Source organism: Alteromonas sp. MB-3u-76, assembly GCF_002831605.1.
In the GTDB taxonomy this organism is placed as follows: Bacteria; Pseudomonadota; Gammaproteobacteria; order Enterobacterales; family Alteromonadaceae; genus Alteromonas; species Alteromonas hispanica.
Map to the genome: position 1 here is coordinate 3,563,799 of NZ_CP025115.1, position 17,404 is coordinate 3,581,202.

16 protein-coding genes are annotated in these 17,404 nt (G+C 44.1%); 7 read left to right on the forward strand and 9 right to left on the reverse strand.

Annotated elements, in window-relative coordinates; genetic code table 11:
* Positions 1–229: 229 nt before the first annotated feature.
* On the forward strand, positions 230–1,162 hold the full coding sequence (locus tag CW735_RS15840; RefSeq protein WP_071980558.1) for an AEC family transporter: 933 nt from the start codon (positions 230–232) through the stop codon (positions 1,160–1,162).
* 24 nt (positions 1,163–1,186) lie between these two features.
* Here CW735_RS15840 and CW735_RS15845 read toward each other — a convergent pair whose 3' ends face one another.
* Complete coding sequence (locus CW735_RS15845; protein ID WP_071980559.1) at positions 1,187–2,074, reverse strand: LysR family transcriptional regulator; 888 nt, start codon at positions 2,072–2,074, stop codon at positions 1,187–1,189.
* 97 nt (positions 2,075–2,171) lie between these two features.
* Here CW735_RS15845 and CW735_RS15850 point away from each other — a divergent pair, with 97 nt between their 5' ends.
* Positions 2,172–3,671 (forward strand): CoA-acylating methylmalonate-semialdehyde dehydrogenase, encoded by a 1,500-nt coding sequence (locus CW735_RS15850; RefSeq protein WP_071980560.1) that lies wholly within the window; start codon positions 2,172–2,174, stop codon positions 3,669–3,671.
* 21 nt (positions 3,672–3,692) lie between these two features.
* Positions 3,693–4,568, forward strand: a complete 876-nt coding sequence (gene mmsB, locus CW735_RS15855; protein ID WP_071980561.1) for a 3-hydroxyisobutyrate dehydrogenase — start codon at positions 3,693–3,695, stop codon at positions 4,566–4,568.
* Positions 4,569–4,884: 316 nt separating this feature from the next.
* Here mmsB and CW735_RS15860 read toward each other — a convergent pair whose 3' ends face one another.
* Both CW735_RS15860 and CW735_RS15865 read right to left on the reverse strand, forming a co-directional pair.
* Positions 4,885–5,922 (reverse strand): IS110 family transposase, encoded by a 1,038-nt coding sequence (locus CW735_RS15860; protein ID WP_100970721.1) that lies wholly within the window; start codon positions 5,920–5,922, stop codon positions 4,885–4,887.
* 382 nt (positions 5,923–6,304) lie between these two features.
* Positions 6,305–6,511, reverse strand: coding sequence for a hypothetical protein (locus CW735_RS15865; RefSeq protein WP_015068459.1), 207 nt, complete (start codon positions 6,509–6,511; stop codon positions 6,305–6,307).
* A gap of 35 nt (positions 6,512–6,546) precedes the next feature.
* On the opposite strand from CW735_RS15865, the gene CW735_RS19620 reads away from it, so the two are divergent.
* The gene (locus tag CW735_RS19620) at positions 6,547–6,915 is read left to right on the forward strand and encodes a hypothetical protein (protein WP_157812710.1); all 369 of its coding nucleotides are present in this window, start codon (positions 6,547–6,549) and stop codon (positions 6,913–6,915) included.
* A gap of 253 nt (positions 6,916–7,168) precedes the next feature.
* Here CW735_RS19620 and CW735_RS15875 read toward each other — a convergent pair whose 3' ends face one another.
* Positions 7,169–7,375, reverse strand: coding sequence for a hypothetical protein (locus CW735_RS15875; RefSeq protein ID WP_015068459.1), 207 nt, complete (start codon positions 7,373–7,375; stop codon positions 7,169–7,171).
* Between the two features lie 35 nt (positions 7,376–7,410).
* Between CW735_RS15875 and CW735_RS19625 the strand changes: the two genes are divergently transcribed.
* On the forward strand, positions 7,411–7,728 hold the full coding sequence (locus tag CW735_RS19625) for a hypothetical protein (RefSeq protein ID WP_157812711.1): 318 nt from the start codon (positions 7,411–7,413) through the stop codon (positions 7,726–7,728).
* On the opposite strand, the gene dld is transcribed toward CW735_RS19625, so the two are convergent.
* A complete protein-coding gene (gene dld, locus CW735_RS15885; protein WP_071980563.1) occupies positions 7,725–9,458 on the reverse strand; it encodes a D-lactate dehydrogenase in 1,734 nt (577 codons plus the stop codon). The two genes, CW735_RS19625 and dld, sit on opposite strands and share 4 nt — an antisense overlap.
* 351 nt (positions 9,459–9,809) lie before the next feature.
* Between dld and CW735_RS15890 the strand changes: the two genes are divergently transcribed.
* Positions 9,810–10,529, forward strand: a complete 720-nt coding sequence (locus CW735_RS15890; protein WP_083595309.1) for a thioredoxin family protein — start codon at positions 9,810–9,812, stop codon at positions 10,527–10,529.
* Positions 10,530–10,538: 9 nt separating this feature from the next.
* Here CW735_RS15890 and CW735_RS15895 read toward each other — a convergent pair whose 3' ends face one another.
* Complete coding sequence (locus CW735_RS15895; RefSeq protein ID WP_071980564.1) at positions 10,539–11,897, reverse strand: DEAD/DEAH box helicase; 1,359 nt, start codon at positions 11,895–11,897, stop codon at positions 10,539–10,541.
* Between the two features lie 871 nt (positions 11,898–12,768).
* The gene (locus CW735_RS15900) at positions 12,769–13,851 is read right to left on the reverse strand and encodes a hypothetical protein (protein WP_100972901.1); all 1,083 of its coding nucleotides are present in this window, start codon (positions 13,849–13,851) and stop codon (positions 12,769–12,771) included.
* Between the two features lie 253 nt (positions 13,852–14,104).
* Between CW735_RS15900 and CW735_RS15905 the strand changes: the two genes are divergently transcribed.
* Positions 14,105–15,424 (forward strand): mechanosensitive ion channel family protein, encoded by a 1,320-nt coding sequence (locus CW735_RS15905; protein WP_071980567.1) that lies wholly within the window; start codon positions 14,105–14,107, stop codon positions 15,422–15,424.
* Between the two features lie 7 nt (positions 15,425–15,431).
* Here CW735_RS15905 and CW735_RS15910 read toward each other — a convergent pair whose 3' ends face one another.
* Positions 15,432–15,917: a hypothetical protein gene (locus tag CW735_RS15910; RefSeq protein WP_071980568.1), complete on the reverse strand. Its 486-nt coding sequence runs from the start codon at positions 15,915–15,917 to the stop codon at positions 15,432–15,434.
* Positions 15,918–16,357: 440 nt separating this feature from the next.
* Complete coding sequence (locus CW735_RS15915; protein ID WP_100970721.1) at positions 16,358–17,395, reverse strand: IS110 family transposase; 1,038 nt, start codon at positions 17,393–17,395, stop codon at positions 16,358–16,360.
* Positions 17,396–17,404: the final 9 nt, after the last annotated feature.

Genomic DNA, 17,404 nt, shown 5'->3' on the forward strand with positions numbered 1-17,404 from the left:
CTCAATAGTTCGCAACAAGGGAGGTAAAGCTGAATGGCCATTATGACAAGCCTTCCTAACAAGCGTATTTGTTATATGCCTCTTTATAATAAGATTCTTCGTAAATAATAAGACTCTTCGTAACAATCCTTTTCGTGCTTAGTAACATCATACAAATTCTCACCGCAGTGCATTAAACCATCGCAAAGTTTGGTAACCTTAAAGTAAGTTTCATGCACTACGTACTCTCATGCTGTCTTTCATAACAAGCACGCTGTTTCCTGTTCTCATATTATTACTGCTAGGTTGGTATTTTGTCCGTATTCAATGGCTAGACGACAGTTTTGCCCAGTCTGGGTCCAAACTTGTTTTTAACGTTGCGCTGCCTGCCCTGCTGTTTGTTTCCATAAGTCAGTCAGATTTTTCTCAAGCCGCAAATGTACCCTTAATTTTAGTTGGTCTTACTGGCACAATAATCATGTTTGTAGCGTTAGTTGTTCTTGCTCGCTTTACCGTTGTAAGCCCGAACGCAAAGGGCGTTGTCGTTCAAGGTGGCTTCAGAGCGAATATGGGCATAATTGGGCTAGCGTATGCCGCAAACACATACGGGCAAGAGGGTTTAGCTGTAGCCTCGGTATATATGGGGTGCGTAACAATTTTGTATAACGTCTTGTCTGTTTTTATTCTTAACTTTTATCAAATAGGGTTTAGTGCTCCTACCGATCAAATAAAAGGAATTGCCAAAAATCCACTCATTATATCTATTATCGCAGCCCTTCCCTTCTCTTACTTTCAATGGCAACTGCCTGAGGTGTTGCTCAAAACCGGTGAGTATTTTGCTCAGCTAACTTTGCCATTAGCACTAATTTGTACAGGCGCATCTCTGCAATTTCGCTCTTTTTCAAGCGACTGGTATAACATTGTTGTTACTACCATCAGCAAATGCATTATTTATCCCACGCTACTGGTTACTATGGCTTACTGGGTTGGGATAAGAGGTATGAGCTTGGGCGTTATCTTGTTGCTTTCAATAGCCCCCACCGCGGCTGCCAGTTATATAATGGTGCGCAATATTGGCGGCGATCATAGATTAGCGGCCAGTATTATTGCCGTTAGCACACTGGTTTCTTTGCCTATTACCGCTATTGGTTTTGGTGCTTTGTCTACTCTTGGCCTGCTGTGACATAAAGCAAACTCGTGGTGACTATTATAAATCACAGAAAGTCACTTGTGCGCCACTCACCTCTTCAGTAAGCCAATTGATAAATGCCTGAAAACGGGCCTGAGAATGGGTTTCTTTGTGTGTTGCCAGCCAAAACGTACGTTTTATGTGGATCTCATCTTCAAGTAAACGAGTTAGGCCCTGCTGATGTTCAGCTATAAATTTTGGCAATATGCCTACACCAGCCCCATTTACGAGCATTTGGTACTGAGCATGAATACTAGTGCTGCGCAGCGCACTTAGTTGTGAAAGCGCAGTCTCCTCTATAAATTTAAGCTGCGGGGCAAAAACTAAATCGGGCACGTAGCTCACTAAATTAAATTGTGAAAGGTCACTCAATGAATGAGGTAAGTTACTCTCTACTAACGATGCTTTTGTGTATAAGTACAGGTAATATTCGGTGAGTTTTTGAGTTACCAGCAATCCTTTACTGGGCTTTTCAAGCAAGATGGCGATATCGGCTTCTCGCTTGTTTAAATTTAAAAAACCACTGGTAGCGACTAACTCAATACAAATACCGGGATAACGGCGTTTAAATTCTGGCAGTCGCGGCGCCAGAAACCAGTTGCCAAACCCTTCTGATACGCTTACCCGAATGGTGCCCGCTAAATGCGAGCGTTCGTCGTGCAGTTCATTTTGCGCTTCAAGAAAGTAGTGTTCTGCTTTTTCAATGTAGTTGACTAGTTTGATCCCGTGCGAGGTTAAGACATAGCCTTTATTGGTCAACTCAAACAATTTGCAATTTAACGAGTCTTCAAGCTTTTTTACACGACGAATAAGTGTCGTCGGATCCAGCTCTAGGCCTTTTGCTGCAATTGCTACCCGACCATTCCTTGCCAGTCCAAGAAATAACCTCATGTCATCCCAATTCATCAATATACCTGCATTTTTACAGCACCAAGCTGTAAGTATATGTATTGATCTTGCAAACACAAGGTTTCAATATTGTAAAAAAACTAGGAGTAGTAACGTGAGACAAATTAATCATTACATTGCAGGTAAACTATATAGCGACGAGACAGAAAGCACTGCGTCGGTGTATGCGCCAAACACAGGCGACGTTCAAGCCGAAGTATTCTTAGCTAATTCAAATACTTTGCAAAAAGCGGTAGATTCAGCGTTAGCAGCGCAAGCCGATTGGGCAGCCACGAATCCACAGCGACGAGCACGAGTTATGTTCAAGTTTAAAGAGTTACTTGAAGCAAACCGTGACAGACTTGCACAACTGCTATCCAGTGAACACGGAAAAGTATTAAGCGACGCCCAAGGCGACATCCAGCGCGGTCTTGAAGTCATTGAGTTTGCGTGCGGTATTCCTCATGCCCAAAAAGGTGAATACACCGAAGGGGCTGGCCCTGGTATTGACGTGTACTCTATGCGTCAGGCATTAGGTGTGGTAGCAGGCATTACCCCTTTTAACTTTCCAGCTATGATCCCCATGTGGATGTTTGGTGTGGCCATCGCCTGTGGAAACGCTTTTATTCTTAAACCGTCTGAGAGAGATCCTTCGGTTCCAGTGGAGCTAGCAAAACTTATGACAGAGGCCGGTCTTCCTGACGGCGTGCTTAATGTTGTGCACGGCAATAAAGAAGCGGTAGACGGTATTTTAGACCATAAAGACATCAAGGCAGTGAGCTTTGTAGGTTCTAGTGATATTGCTAACTACGTTTACGAACGTGGCGCACGAGCAGGCAAACGGGTTCAAGCAATGGGCGGTGCTAAAAACCACGGCATTATAATGCCCGATGCAGACCTTGACCAAGTTGTTGCTGACTTAGTTGGTGCCGCTTACGGTTCTGCAGGTGAACGCTGCATGGCTTTACCCGTAGTGGTTCCCGTTGGCGATGAAACCGCTGAAAAACTTAAAGCTAAGTTAATTCCTGCCATTAAAGACATTATGGTAAGTCACTCTGAAGATCCTAACGCCCACTATGGGCCGGTAGTAACCGGCGAACACAAGGCTCGTATTGAGGGCTATATAGACCTTGCCATAGAAGAAGGCGCAGAGCTTGTTTATGACGGTCGTAACGCTCAAATACCTGCCGATAGCAAAGGATTCTTTATCGGACCTACTTTGTTCGACCATGTAACGAAAGAAATGCGCTCGTATCAGGAAGAAATCTTTGGCCCAGTGTTGCAAATTGTAAGAGCTAAAGATTTTATTGAAGCCGTGAATTTAGCTAGCGACCATCAATACGGAAATGGTGTGGCTATGTATACCCGTAACGGACATGCAGCAAGGGAATTTGCCCAGCGAGTCAACGTTGGCATGGTAGGTATTAATGTGCCTATTCCTGTACCCGTTGCTTATCATACGTTTGGCGGCTGGAAACGCTCTTCATTTGGCGATACTAATCAGCACGGCATGGAAGGTGTGAAATTCTGGACCAAAGTGAAGACGGTTACTCAACGCTGGCCTGACAGTTCAGACACAAACGATAATGCATTCGTAATTCCCACTATGGGCTAAGGCAACACAAGGAGTTTTAATATGACAAAAGTTGCAATTATTGGCCTTGGAAATATGGGCTCGGGCATGGCGGACAACCTTGTTAAAGGCAAGTTTGATGTGACTGCGTTCGATCTAAGCGAGACGGCGCTTGAAAAGGCAAAAGCGTACGGATGCAACGTAGCGTCTTCAGCTGAAGAAGCGGTGAAAGACGCTGATATAGTGGTCACCATGCTTCCTGCAGGTAAGCATGTTCGCGATATTTACGCCAATCAGATACTGACTAACGTAAATAAAGACACACTATTGATTGACTGCTCTACCATTGATGTAGACAGTGCGAAATCTGTGTCGGAAATGGCCCAAGAGCACGGTCTGAAAATGCTTGATGCGCCGGTATCAGGTGGCACAGCCGCGGCAGCAGCAGGTACATTAACCTTCATGGTTGGTGGTGATGCCGATGCATTTGAAAAAGCGCAGGGCGTTTTAGGTGCTATGGGCAAGAAAATTGTTCACGCCGGGGGTCATGGTGCAGGACAGGCAGCAAAAATTTGCAATAACATGCTGCTTGGCGCCTCTATGATTGCCACCTGCGAGAGCTTGCAGCTGGCACAAAAGTTAGGTTTAGATCCTCAAGTATTTTTTGATATTGCATCAAATGCCTCTGGCCAAACATGGTCGCTCACCACTTATTGCCCAATTAAGGGGGTGGGCCCGCAAAGTCCCGCTGATAAAGACTTTGCAGGCGGTTTTGCCTCTGCGCTTATGCTTAAAGATCTTACATTGGCTATGCAGGGTGCAGACGGTGTAAAGGCTCAGGTACCTATGGGTGAACTGGCGGCGAAATGGTTTGAGCAGCATTGTGACGAAGGAAACGGCGCTCTAGACTTTTCATCTATCATCAATAAGTTAGCATAAATAATTGTAGGTAAAGTGATGTAAATGGGTTTGCATTAACAATAAATGCCCTGCTTTACCACCTACATCGAGTAGGGTGAGGCTTGCGCCTCATCCCTCTTATATGGACTCCCTGAAGTAATCAACATCTTTTGAAAAATTAGTAGTAGATGCGCTCTTATATACGGGCTTTAAATGGAGAGCTACTCCTGCCCTTCGATGTATACGCACCAACAGTTCAATTCTCACACACAGTGTTTAGTCACTTGAGAGGACTGGCTGAATTCTGCTGGTTGGTCTTACCATTTATTTTCGCAATTTGTTGATTTACTAACTCTTAGGCTGCTAACAGTATCGGATTGTAATCGTCATTATTCTTTATTAGAGCAACAGCGGTTCTCACCGTTTTATTTGCTAACGCGATGGCAGCAACCTTCTTTCCCCTTCGGTCAACTAACGCCTTCAGCCACTGCTCTTTCACAGTCTTAGGCTCTCTGGATACTGCTTTATTCACTACCGACATTGCTCCCTGATAGAGCAAACTTCGCAATCTTTTATCTGCACAGTTTTTAGAAATATGTCCCAATCGCTCTTTACCGCCGGTCGAATGCTGCTTCGGTGTCAAACCTATGCATGCTGATGCATCCCGGCCTGTATTGAACTCTGTCGCATTTCCCAATCGAACGGTTAACCCCAAAGCAATCAAAGGGCCTACGCCTTCGAGTTTACTTAATTTCTGGCAAACAGGATTATGCCGCGTGTGTTCTGCTATGAGCCTGTCATAACTTTCTATTTGAGTCGTATAGAGTTGTAACATTTGTGACTGCGCAGCCAAAGCCTGACGATAATTCATCGGCAAGCCGTTTTCTGCATCTTCTAAAATGTCAGGCAGCGCAGTGACTAAATGATTTAACCCCTTTGCTATCACAATCCCGAATTCCGTCAACAGTCCTCGTATCTGGTTTGCCAACGCCGTCCTTTGCTCCAACTGCAGCATTCGCACCCGCTCCAGGGCCTGAAGACCCTGTTCATCTTCCTCCATGATGCCACAAGAGTTTATATGAGGTAATTGAGCCGCAATACCGATAGCGTAGGCGTCATTTTTATCTGTTTTTTGCTTTAATTGCAGCCCTTTTACTGCGCGAGGATGAATGATTTTTACTTGATGACCATGCCGCCTCGCTAAACGCGCCCAGTAATTCGAGCCACCACAGGCTTCCATTGCCACTAACGCTGACACATGGTTTCCCAGAAGTGCTATCAATGCTTTACGACTCATTGCTTTGTTATAATCAATTTTTCCGTCACTGTTGAACTTGCAAACCTGAAAGGAATGCTTTGCAAGGTCAATTGCAATAATTGTATTCTTAATCATGTATGGACCCCTTTGGCTAATTTGACAATTAAGACCGTACCCCTTTCAGGGAAGGGAGTCCATACATCTCACAGAACCGTACGTACGGGCCTCGTATACGGCTCCTGCATACTTCATATCACTTGCTAAGTGACACAATGCTAATTTGCAATCTAGTATCGTGCGCCCTATGGACATCGTTCATTTTCTAACATTGTGGTAACTTTCATTGCAGGGTTTGGCGTTCTAGCACTGAGGCAATCTACCAAATTTGACTACAATTACTTCCCATATACGGCCTGTCTCACCAGACATCACTATTCCTAGCGCACCGATTCGACTTGTCCCGCTGATCTGGCGGCTTGTGTATCAATGATAAAAAAACTCACAACTCATCAGAGTCTTAAAGTCTGCTTCCCCCCTTCGCAATCCATTTAAGCTTTTGGCTAAAATAGATCCTATCAAACACAATGCTGATAGTCGGCTTGGTTTTACCCTCCACACCATTACTGGCTTTCATCGGCCTAGCCTTACTCACTACTACGGGTTCATCTGCCACCTCACACTCGCAACATTCTTGGATCACTCCTTGAACGATACGTCCAACCATTTGATTGGATCTAATGCCAGGCTTCCCCAGTTACTGTGCTGGTAACCACGTTATGGCTCCCTGTTAGAAATTCCACCCTCAAACACAAAACAGGACTGACTGAGTATCGGGCTTCGCGCTATTTTGCACGCTTACCCTCCTGTCTTGCCGAATCAGGTTCACTTGCGTTGTGTACCTCTAACTTCCTATGGCTTCCTTCAGACCCTGCCGTTGGCCAACAACGCCCTTGCCATTCGGATTATCTTCCCCTCAGTCAGGGTGATTCAGGTTTCTTTCAACCTGACGGGTTTGCCAGCTTCGCTGGGCAAACATCGAGTAGGGTGAGGCTTGCGCCTCATCCCTCTCACAGAACCGTACGTACGGGCCTCGTATACGGCTCCTGCATACTTCATATCACTTGCTAAGTGACACAATGCTAATTTGCAATCTAGTATCGTGCGCCCTATGGACATCGTTCATTTTCTAACATTGTGGTAACTTTCATTGCAGGGTTTGGCGTTCTAGCACTGAGGCAATCTACCAAATTTGACTACAATTACTTCCCATATACGGCCTGTCTCACCAGACATCACTATTCCTAGCGCACCGATTCGACTTGTCCCGCTGATCTGGCGGCTTGTGTATCAATGATAAAAAAACTCACAACTCATCAGAGTCTTAAAGTCTGCTTCCCCCCTTCGCAATCCATTTAAGCTTTTGGCTAAAATAGATCCTATCAAACACAATGCTGATAGTCGGCTTGGTTTTACCCTCCACACCATTACTGGCTTTCATCGGCCTAGCCTTACTCACTACTACGGGTTCATCTGCCACCTCACACTCGCAACATTCTTGGATCACTCCTTGAACGATACGTCCAACCATTTGATTGGATCTAATGCCAGGCTTCCCCAGTTACTGTGCTGGTAACCACGTTATGGCTCCCTGTTAGAAATTCCACCCTCAAACACAAAACAGGACTGACTGAGTATCGGGCTTCGCGCTATTTTGCACGCTTACCCTCCTGTCTTGCCGAATCAGGTTCACTTGCGTTGTGTACCTCTAACTTCCTATGGCTTCCTTCAGACCCTGCCGTTGGCCAACAACGCCCTTGCCATTCGGATTATCTTCCCCTCAGTCAGGGTGATTCAGGTTTCTTTCAACCTGACGGGTTTGCCAGCTTCGCTGGGCAAACAAAAAAGCCGATATTGAATTTTCAATATCGGCTTTTATTTTAGTCGTGACCAGAGCAGCACCCACCTGCCTGTTCGGCCCAATTTTTAAACTTGGTGGTTTTTCCAATACCTGGGTTAAAACTGTTTGTCGGGTCTAGCTCACGATAAAAGTTGCGCAACGTTTCTTTTGCTGCGTATTCATGACCTACATTGTGCTCTGCAGGATACTCAGCCTTACGTGCATCAAACGTAGCCAATATCTGGTTTTTAAGTGCTTTGGCATCTGCACCTTTCTTAACAATATAATTTTGGTGCATAACATGACAAAACAGATGCCCGTAATACAATTTCGTATCAATCTGGTCGTCTATTTCTTTAGGCAGCACTTCAAACCAATCGGGGTCGTTACGACGAAGCGCCACGTCAATGGTCATCATTGCGCCTACTTCTTTACTGTGCATTATGTGATAACGGCCAATAGCACCACCAGCTACGAAGCGGTGGAGTATGGCCTTATCAGCCTCTTCTTCCGTACACTCGAAATAACCGCCTTCATTTGTCTTAAAGAATTCGTTGAGGTATTCACGGGCCTCATCAACACCTTCATTGCTCATTTCTAAAATCCAGTGGTGTTGGTATTTATCTCTGAATTCATCCATGCGCTTTGGCAAGTGATTAGGGAATACGTAGCTAACGGCCTGCATAACACGGTCGGACATTTTATTGGGAAGAAAGCCTAGTTTATCTGCAAACGCATCGAATTTACGCTTAAAGGCAAACAGCTTTGGAATAAATTTCGCACCGAGTTTGTTGATGACAATAAACATGTCTTTGCCGTACTTCTTCGATACGTCGTAACAATCGCGATGCAGATACTCACCAGAGTCGGGCAAATGTTTGAAGGTAGAAAGAATATCTCTGCGCACCGAGGTAAAAACGTTTGAATCGTTAGACCCTACGTAGAAAACCTGCTTTTTAGCTGGAATCGGAAAAGTGTCTAAACGCACAGCGAATACGGCTAATTTACCAGCGCAACCAGATGCTTCGTGCAACCTGCGGCCATCGTTATTAAAACGCGATGGTGTGTCTGAGTCTACATCTCTGACGCGTGCATCGTATTCGTTATCCGACGCTCGTGCATTGGGTTGCTCAACATCATCATCGGTCCAACGTTTTTTCTCGAGGTTTTCCAGAATTTCTTCCGGCGTATCACCGAGCTTTATGCCCAAATTATTGACCAACGTAAGCTCGCCGTTTTCATTGATTTGTGCAAATAATGCCAGCTCTGTGTATGCAGGGCCTCTTTTTACCAGCGCGCCACCAGAGTTGTTACAAATGCCGCCCACAATAGAAGCGCCAATGCACGATGACCCTATTACCGAGTGTGGCTCACGCCCGTAAGGAGCTAATTGTTCTTCTAGACCGAACAAAGTACTTCCTGCCAGACCTACAATTTGTTTGCCTTGGTTAACAACCTGAATATCATCAATGCGCATGGTACTAATGATAACTAACGGTCGGTCATACTCTTTACCGTCAGGTGTAGAGCCGCCAGTTAAGCCTGTATTAGCCGCCTGCATTATCACAGCTACATCGGCATCAACACATAGCTTTAGCACTCGCCAAATTTCAACAAGGGAACCAGGTCTTGCAACGGCTAGCGCCTCACCGGCACCAAACCGGATACCTTTGCAATAAGGCTGCTTCTTGGCTTGATCAGTTAATAAATAGGCTTGTCCTACTACATTTTGCATAGATGCAATTAGGGACTGAGTGTCTGGATGGGCGGCCATGAGTCTCTCTATCAAAATCGAAATATTCGCTGGTGAGGAACTATACACGAATCACAAACAGAACAAAGAGGGAACCCTGTGGTTCTTAATACAATTTATTTATATTTAATGAGCATCAAATAGTGCGAGGATTCTAGCGAGTTTAAACTCAAATGCCCCTTACCGAAAAATAGTGCTACATTAGCAACGGACAATATTAAATTAATAGCACGTTTTTGAACTAAGATGGTAAGCATGTATAAAAGCACCTATCAACGCATTAGCCCTACAACCATTTTGTTAAAAGCAATATGGTTAGTAATAGCATCGCTCTCATTACTTATTGCATTATCGAGTATTGCAATTTAGAGTGTGGCCAGCGAACTCGATACCACACCGTCTTTCGTGCACAGCGATACGCCACTTGAAGATGTTATTACGGCTCAAGAGCAAGCCACAGCCAATGACAAACTTTTATTAGTCGTTTTAGGTGCTCAATGGTGTCATGACAGTACAGGCCTTGCGGGTCATTTCAACTCTGAGGCATTGCGTCCTATTTTACAGAAGCACTACACCACTATCATGGTTGATGTCGGCCTGTTAGAAGACAGACGTGATATTACTCAGCGCTTCAATTACCCTACATATTATGCAACACCCACCGTGATGATTATTGAGCCTAGTAGTGGCATATTGTTAAACAGGAAAACGATGGCTAGATGGGCATATGCCGATAGCATTCCACTGCTCGATTACGTTGAGTATTTTACCCAATACGCAGAATTAACAGATACAGAAATAGCTGCTCTGCAAACCTATAGCCCCACTCCACAAGAAGCGTCTTACAATGAAAAGTATGCGGCACGCTTGCAGCAAGCCTATAAAACTCTTTCGCCATTACTCAAAGACGATATTAATGGAAAAACCGACGATAATTTTTATGCCATGTGGAAAGAGGTAAGGAGGTTTCGAGCGACGTTACAAGAAGAACTTATGGAGCGTGCTGCACAGCAGCTTGATAACGCAGAAAATAGTGCCTCAGGATCGAAAAAGGCCACACTCACTGAGTATGACCCCTTCTCTTGGCAATAAATAGCTTATTTATGCATTTTGCTGTTTTGGGCGTCTGGCCACTGAGTTAGCGCTGCCGCCGCTGCCATTAGTACTTTTAGGAGCACTGCGTCTCTTATTTTTAAACTGCGCCCCTGTTTTATTTGCACCGCGCCCGCCTTCTGCTCCCTGTGGCCTTTTTGCATTATCAAATGACTTAGGCGCTTTTGGTTTTTTCGGCTTTTTCGGTTTAGATAATGTCGTTACTGGCACCGGTACTTGAGGAGCAAAACCGTCTAAAGTTTCCCTTGGCAATAACTTCTGAATAAGGGTTTCAATGTCTTTTAGACTTTGCAATTCATCGGCGCTGACGAAAGACCATGCTTGACCACTGGCTCCTGCACGCCCGGTTCTCCCTATTCTATGTACATAATCTGCCGGCGTATTTGGCAAGTCTAGGTTAACAACAATAGGCAAATCACTAATATCTATACCACGAGCCGCTATATCGGTAGCAACCAGTACATCTATTTGGCCAGATTTAAAATCGGATAGAGCCTTGGTTCGCGCACCTTGGCTTTTATTGCCGTGGATAGCAGCAGCCGGCACTTTCGCTTTTGACAACTTATCGGCAACGCGGTTAGCACCATGCTTGGTTCGGCTAAATACTAAAACTTGTTTCCAATTCTGCTGTTTTATTAACGAAATCAGTGCAGATGTTTTTTTAGATTTATCCAGAGCAATTAAGTGTTGCTTTACCGCATCTACCGTTGTGTTCGCCGGTGTCGTTGATATCTGCACAGGATCGCGGGTAATTGTTTGCGCTAACGCAGTGATCTCGGGCGAAAACGTAGCAGAAAACAGCAAGCTTTGACGTTGGCTAGGTAATAACTTCAAAACCTTCTTTATATCGTGAATAAAGCCCATGTCTAGCATTCTGTCGGCTTCGTCGAGCACAAGATACTCAAGCTGAGAAAACTTAACCGCGTTTTGCTGGTACAAATCTAGTAGGCGACCTGGGGTAGCGATGAGGACGTCTACGCCTTTTCGCAATTTCATCATTTGCGGGTTAATACCTACGCCACCAAAAACCACTGCAGTGGTTAGCGGAACATAAGCACTTAATTCGCGTATGCTCTCTTCAACTTGGGCCGCGAGTTCTCGCGTTGGCGTTAAAATTAACGCTCTAACATTATTGCCAGATGCTTTTTTACCATCTAACAACTTGTGTAATATGGGTAACCCAAAACCTGCGGTTTTTCCGGTTCCGGTTTGCGCTGCGGCAAGTACATCTCTTCCCTCCATCACTACGGGAATGGCTTTTTCTTGGATGGGTGACGGTTTGCTAAACCCTTGTTTCTCAATTGCTTTCAACAACGGCTCGGCAAGCCCTAGCTGGGAAAATGACATTAATTAAATAACTCCTGAATAATGATTGCTTTGACTGAAAAGCAGTGAATACCTGTGAGTAAAGCGAGAATGCCGTTCTGTTAACCGATGGGTTGATTTGCTAACCAATGGGTTTAAAAATATAAAGGGGATGACCAAGGCGCCGAGGCGACTTAAAAAGCTCTTTTGATTTATAGTACAAGATGGAATTAACGCACGCTGCTGTCCTGTCAAAGCGCGCGCGGAGTCTAGCATTTATAGCACATGATAACCAGCACACTTTTTAAGCGTAGCTCTCGTCTTTTTGTCTATGCTGCATATTAAACAATGCCTGGAAGTAAGGAGCCGCGTAAAAAATAGGCCAAAGGTATAATGGGTATAACGCATAGAAAAAACTATATTCTCACAGATATTTGTACTGAGTATCTATCGTCAGTTCCCTGTTCACATGAAAAAACACTATACCAAGCTATACTAATATCTTGGTAGTTCTCAGAAAGAATCACGAAGAGTACGTTTTTGAAAAGCCTTCGCTCGGAAATATCATTTAATACCATTGCTTCTATCGCCGTAGTGAGTGCACTAATTATTGGTTTCTCGATAGTTGTGTACGAAAAGCTGTATGTAGAGTTTGTGTCAGCAGAGGTAGATGCAATTGCTGAGAATTTGTCTATCGATCTGCTAGGCTCCATGAACAAACCTGCTGGAAGTTTCGAGCAAACACAGACTCTATTGCGACTCGACGAGTACGAATATGTTCAATCGGCGGAAATTTTCAATACAGAAAATGAATTACTCGCCAGTTACTCAAGCCAAGCCGCATTAACACAAGGACCATATTTCTCATCAAGCCCTTCCCCGCAAGAAGATAACGCTGCGATAGATAGAACACTCATACTCGATGAACAATACGCTGAAAAAAAAGCCGTATATTCTCTGCCCATTGGACTGCATAAGTTGAATTCAAAAGTGGTCGTTGTGAAAAATATAGGCGAACTGGATTTTCTTGACTAATAGACGCCTGTCGAGAGGAAGTGAATGTTGCATGAAGTAGCACATTATCGAAATAGTATCCTCCGGTGAGATAAGCACTGTCTAGTGTTGAGAGTATGTCAATATCCGACGTAATCTTCATCCATTCCGCACCAATAAACCAGTCTAAGCTATCGAAACTGGCGCCGATGAGAACTGAATGCGCACCATCATTTATTTTAAAGCGGTCGGCGGTATCAGAAAAACCTGCGCTATTTAACCCTTGTAACAGCGGGGTAATGCTGTCTACCTCAGCTTCTATTTTTTGACTTGCAATACTGGCCAGTCGCAGCTGAAAACTACCGTAGTTAACTTCGACAATGCCGCCATAAAGCTCATCTATATCAACCTTTGCACTCACTCCCTGCATGTTCATATCGTCTTGGTAGCTGCCGTAGTAGGCCTCAAAATCGACAGAAAAATCGTTGAAACGCGTGCGGTATCGGGCGTTAATACCCTCGTAATGAGAAAATAAAATACTGCTATATAGCTGCTGCGGTGGGCTTATCCATGGATAAGCAAAACCCACATCGATAACATCGGAATACTTAAGAAAAGGCGTGCGAAGCCTACCGGCATTAAATTGCAGCGACTCGTTTGGCATGTAGGTTAAATACAGCCACTCAATACCTGAATCGCGATTTTCGCTGCTATGTGCTAAAAGTTGCGCCGAAGCAGAAAAATAGTCATTTATTTTATAATCAGCCTGGATGGCGGCAAGGGACATTTCAGAGAAGCTTAAGGCGTTTTCGTAACCTTGGTAACGGGCCTTATCGGTATCAAGGTAACCACCAACTAGTCTTGCAAAGCCAGAAACAGCGAGTCCGTTATCATCATGCTGTTCGGCATCTACACATGATATGCTGAGAAGATACAGTGCGATTAAAAGCACACTTCTTTTTATTGAGTTCATAACCCAAACACCATTTTTTAACACCGTCATCTATATCGCTTTATTACAGCGCGCTTCAACTTGTTTGTTACCATAGTTTAGGACGAAATTTTAATTATGCTATGGTTCTTTAGGTTATAAGTATTTTGATGCCGATAAATGCATTCGTTGTGACGGATTGCTTCTAAGTAAAATCAGCGTGCAAAAACAGCGATACCAAAAATAAAGCTTTACCCAATCATTGATAAGGTATAAAACGCGGTTTCTGTATACATTGTCGTATACATTTGGAGAAAACAGTAAAATGAATTATGAGCATTTTTATCAAGCGGTAGAGAGTAAACTGTCAGTTATTGAATCAGCGGTACTTTCCACTAGTTTTTATCTTCAGTTGTTCATCATTGCTGTTATATATCTATGTGCATTTTTATTTTCTCGCCAAATTGAGAAAAACCTGAGATTCACAAAGTCTCAGCCCCAAAACGGCGCGCATACTCTACATGGTTTTCTTTACAATTTAGGAAAGGCGCTCTTTCCCATTGTGACCATTAGCCTCTTAAAATTTTCCACAGTTTTAGGCGAAAAGTTCCAGTTTGACGCCTGGTTATTAGATATTGCGGTAGTAGTCGCAGTACTTCTTTTCGTGAATTCGATCATTAGCGGTTTTGTCGAAAATAAATCTACGGCCCGCTTAATGCGTGTTATCGGCCTTCCTATTTTATTTTTACATCTCATTGGGCTTTTACCCATTATAAATGAAGCGTTAGCCTCTATCGCAATCTCTGTAGGAAACGTGCAAATTTCAGCGTATGGCGTTGCCCGTGTAGTCATATTTGGGGGGCTGCTGTTTTGGCTCGGCCGCAGTTCTAACGCAATCGGTCAGGATATTATTCGAAATCATAAGTCGCTAGATATCTCAACGAAAGAGGTATTTGCCAAACTGTTTGAGGTGGCGCTTTTCTGTGTTGCGTTTATTTTATTGTTAAACGTAATGGGCATAAACCTTACCGCCTTAGCCGTTTTTGGTGGCGCCCTTGGTGTAGGTCTTGGCCTCGGCTTGCAGTCCATCGCTTCGAATTTTATATCTGGCATCATAATTCTGTTAGACCGCTCCTTAACGGTAGGCGACTATGTTGAACTAGAAGACGGTAGAAAAGGCATAGTGCGAGAATTTAAAATGCGCTATGCGGTTTTAGAGACCTTTGATGGCAAAGATATTCTAGTACCCAATGAGAAGTTCATTAGCTCGTTACTGATCAACTGGACCCACAAAGATTCTAAGCAGAGATATCGCATCGATTTTTCTGTTGCCTATAAAACTGATATTCGAGCTATGGTTGAAATTATTAAAACTACTGTTGCCGAGCACCCACAGGTAATTGGTGGAGAAGGTATTCCGTTTGAGGAACAACCAGACTGCGAAATCGACAGCTTTGGAGACTCAGGCGTTAACATGTTTATCGAATTTTGGATGGAAGGCGTAGATGATGGTAAAAACCGAGTGGGCGGTGATTTACTGCTAACCGTGTTTGAAACATTACGTGAACACAATATTGAGATCCCCTTCCCTCAACGTGAAGTTCGGGTTATCAATGAAGGCGATATCAGTATAAAAACGTCCTAGTAACTTGTTAGAAGCGGGCGCGCAATGTATCCCACTGCCATTTTTCAGCAGTCAGCCCTAGCATAGTACAAAAGGTTTTGTAGTCTTGCTCCCCCATAGCTGAAGCAACGGTTTTTAGCTGTGCTTTGGCCTTTATCGCTTTAACTTGCAGAAGCTCTAATCTCACATCGGCGCTATCATCAAAATTATCGTTGATAATTGATTCGGCTTTCAGCGTTGCATCCCAAGCAGTTATGACATAGTTAATTAGCTTGATATACACCACAAGCATAGACTTGCGCCCTATTGCTCCATCAAGTACCGAGCCTTTTAGCAGTTGTTTTACTGAAGCCTCAGTGTCTGACTGCACGCTATGGCTTAACTCAGTTAGCCGTAAGAGAAAGTCACTGAGCAATTTGAAGTGAAGAGAGCCGTTGAGTTGTGAGCTCTCGAGTTGGTTAATATCATCGCTCAATATCTCAAGATTTATCAGCGTACGCTGGGGACTTGTCATACTTTCTGCTGCCTATGTGCTTACGGCGTGTATGGTTAAAATATACGTGCTTTAATATCGTATCTTACTCTGCCCAAACATATCTGCCTAAACACATATCTGCTTAAAAATGATAACTTTGGCTAAATAGTCGACAATCGTAACTACCGAGTGCCTACCTGTAAAGCAAACGAATTCAAATAGCACAAACATCGAGTAGGGTGAGGCTTGCGCCTCATCCCTCTTATATGGACTCCCTGAAGTAATCAACATCTTTTGAAAAATTAGTAGTAGATGCGCTCTTATATACGGGCTTTAAATGGAGAGCTACTCCTGCCCTTCGATGTATACGCACCAACAGTTCAATTCTCACACACAGTGTTTAGTCACTTGAGAGGACTGGCTGAATTCTGCTGGTTGGTCTTACCATTTATTTTCGCAATTTGTTGATTTACTAACTCTTAGGCTGCTAACAGTATCGGATTGTAATCGTCATTATTCTTTATTAGAGCAACAGCGGTTCTCACCGTTTTATTTGCTAACGCGATGGCAGCAACCTTCTTTCCCCTTCGGTCAACTAACGCCTTCAGCCACTGCTCTTTCACAGTCTTAGGCTCTCTGGATACTGCTTTATTCACTACCGACATTGCTCCCTGATAGAGCAAACTTCGCAATCTTTTATCTGCACAGTTTTTAGAAATATGTCCCAATCGCTCTTTACCGCCGGTCGAATGCTGCTTCGGTGTCAAACCTATGCATGCTGATGCATCCCGGCCTGTATTGAACTCTGTCGCATTTCCCAATCGAACGGTTAACCCCAAAGCAATCAAAGGGCCTACGCCTTCGAGTTTACTTAATTTCTGGCAAACAGGATTATGCCGCGTGTGTTCTGCTATGAGCCTGTCATAACTTTCTATTTGAGTCGTATAGAGTTGTAACATTTGTGACTGCGCAGCCAAAGCCTGACGATAATTCATCGGCAAGCCGTTTTCTGCATCTTCTAAAATGTCAGGCAGCGCAGTGACTAAATGATTTAACCCCTTTGCTATCACAATCCCGAATTCCGTCAACAGTCCTCGTATCTGGTTTGCCAACGCCGTCCTTTGCTCCAACTGCAGCATTCGCACCCGCTCCAGGGCCTGAAGACCCTGTTCATCTTCCTCCATGATGCCACAAGAGTTTATATGAGGTAATTGAGCCGCAATACCGATAGCGTAGGCGTCATTTTTATCTGTTTTTTGCTTTAATTGCAGCCCTTTTACTGCGCGAGGATGAATGATTTTTACTTGATGACCATGCCGCCTCGCTAAACGCGCCCAGTAATTCGAGCCACCACAGGCTTCCATTGCCACTAACGCTGACACATGGTTTCCCAGAAGTGCTATCAATGCTTTACGACTCATTGCTTTGTTATAATCAATTTTTCCGTCACTGTTGAACTTGCAAACCTGAAAGGAATGCTTTGCAAGGTCAATTGCAATAATTGTATTCTTAATCATGTATGGACC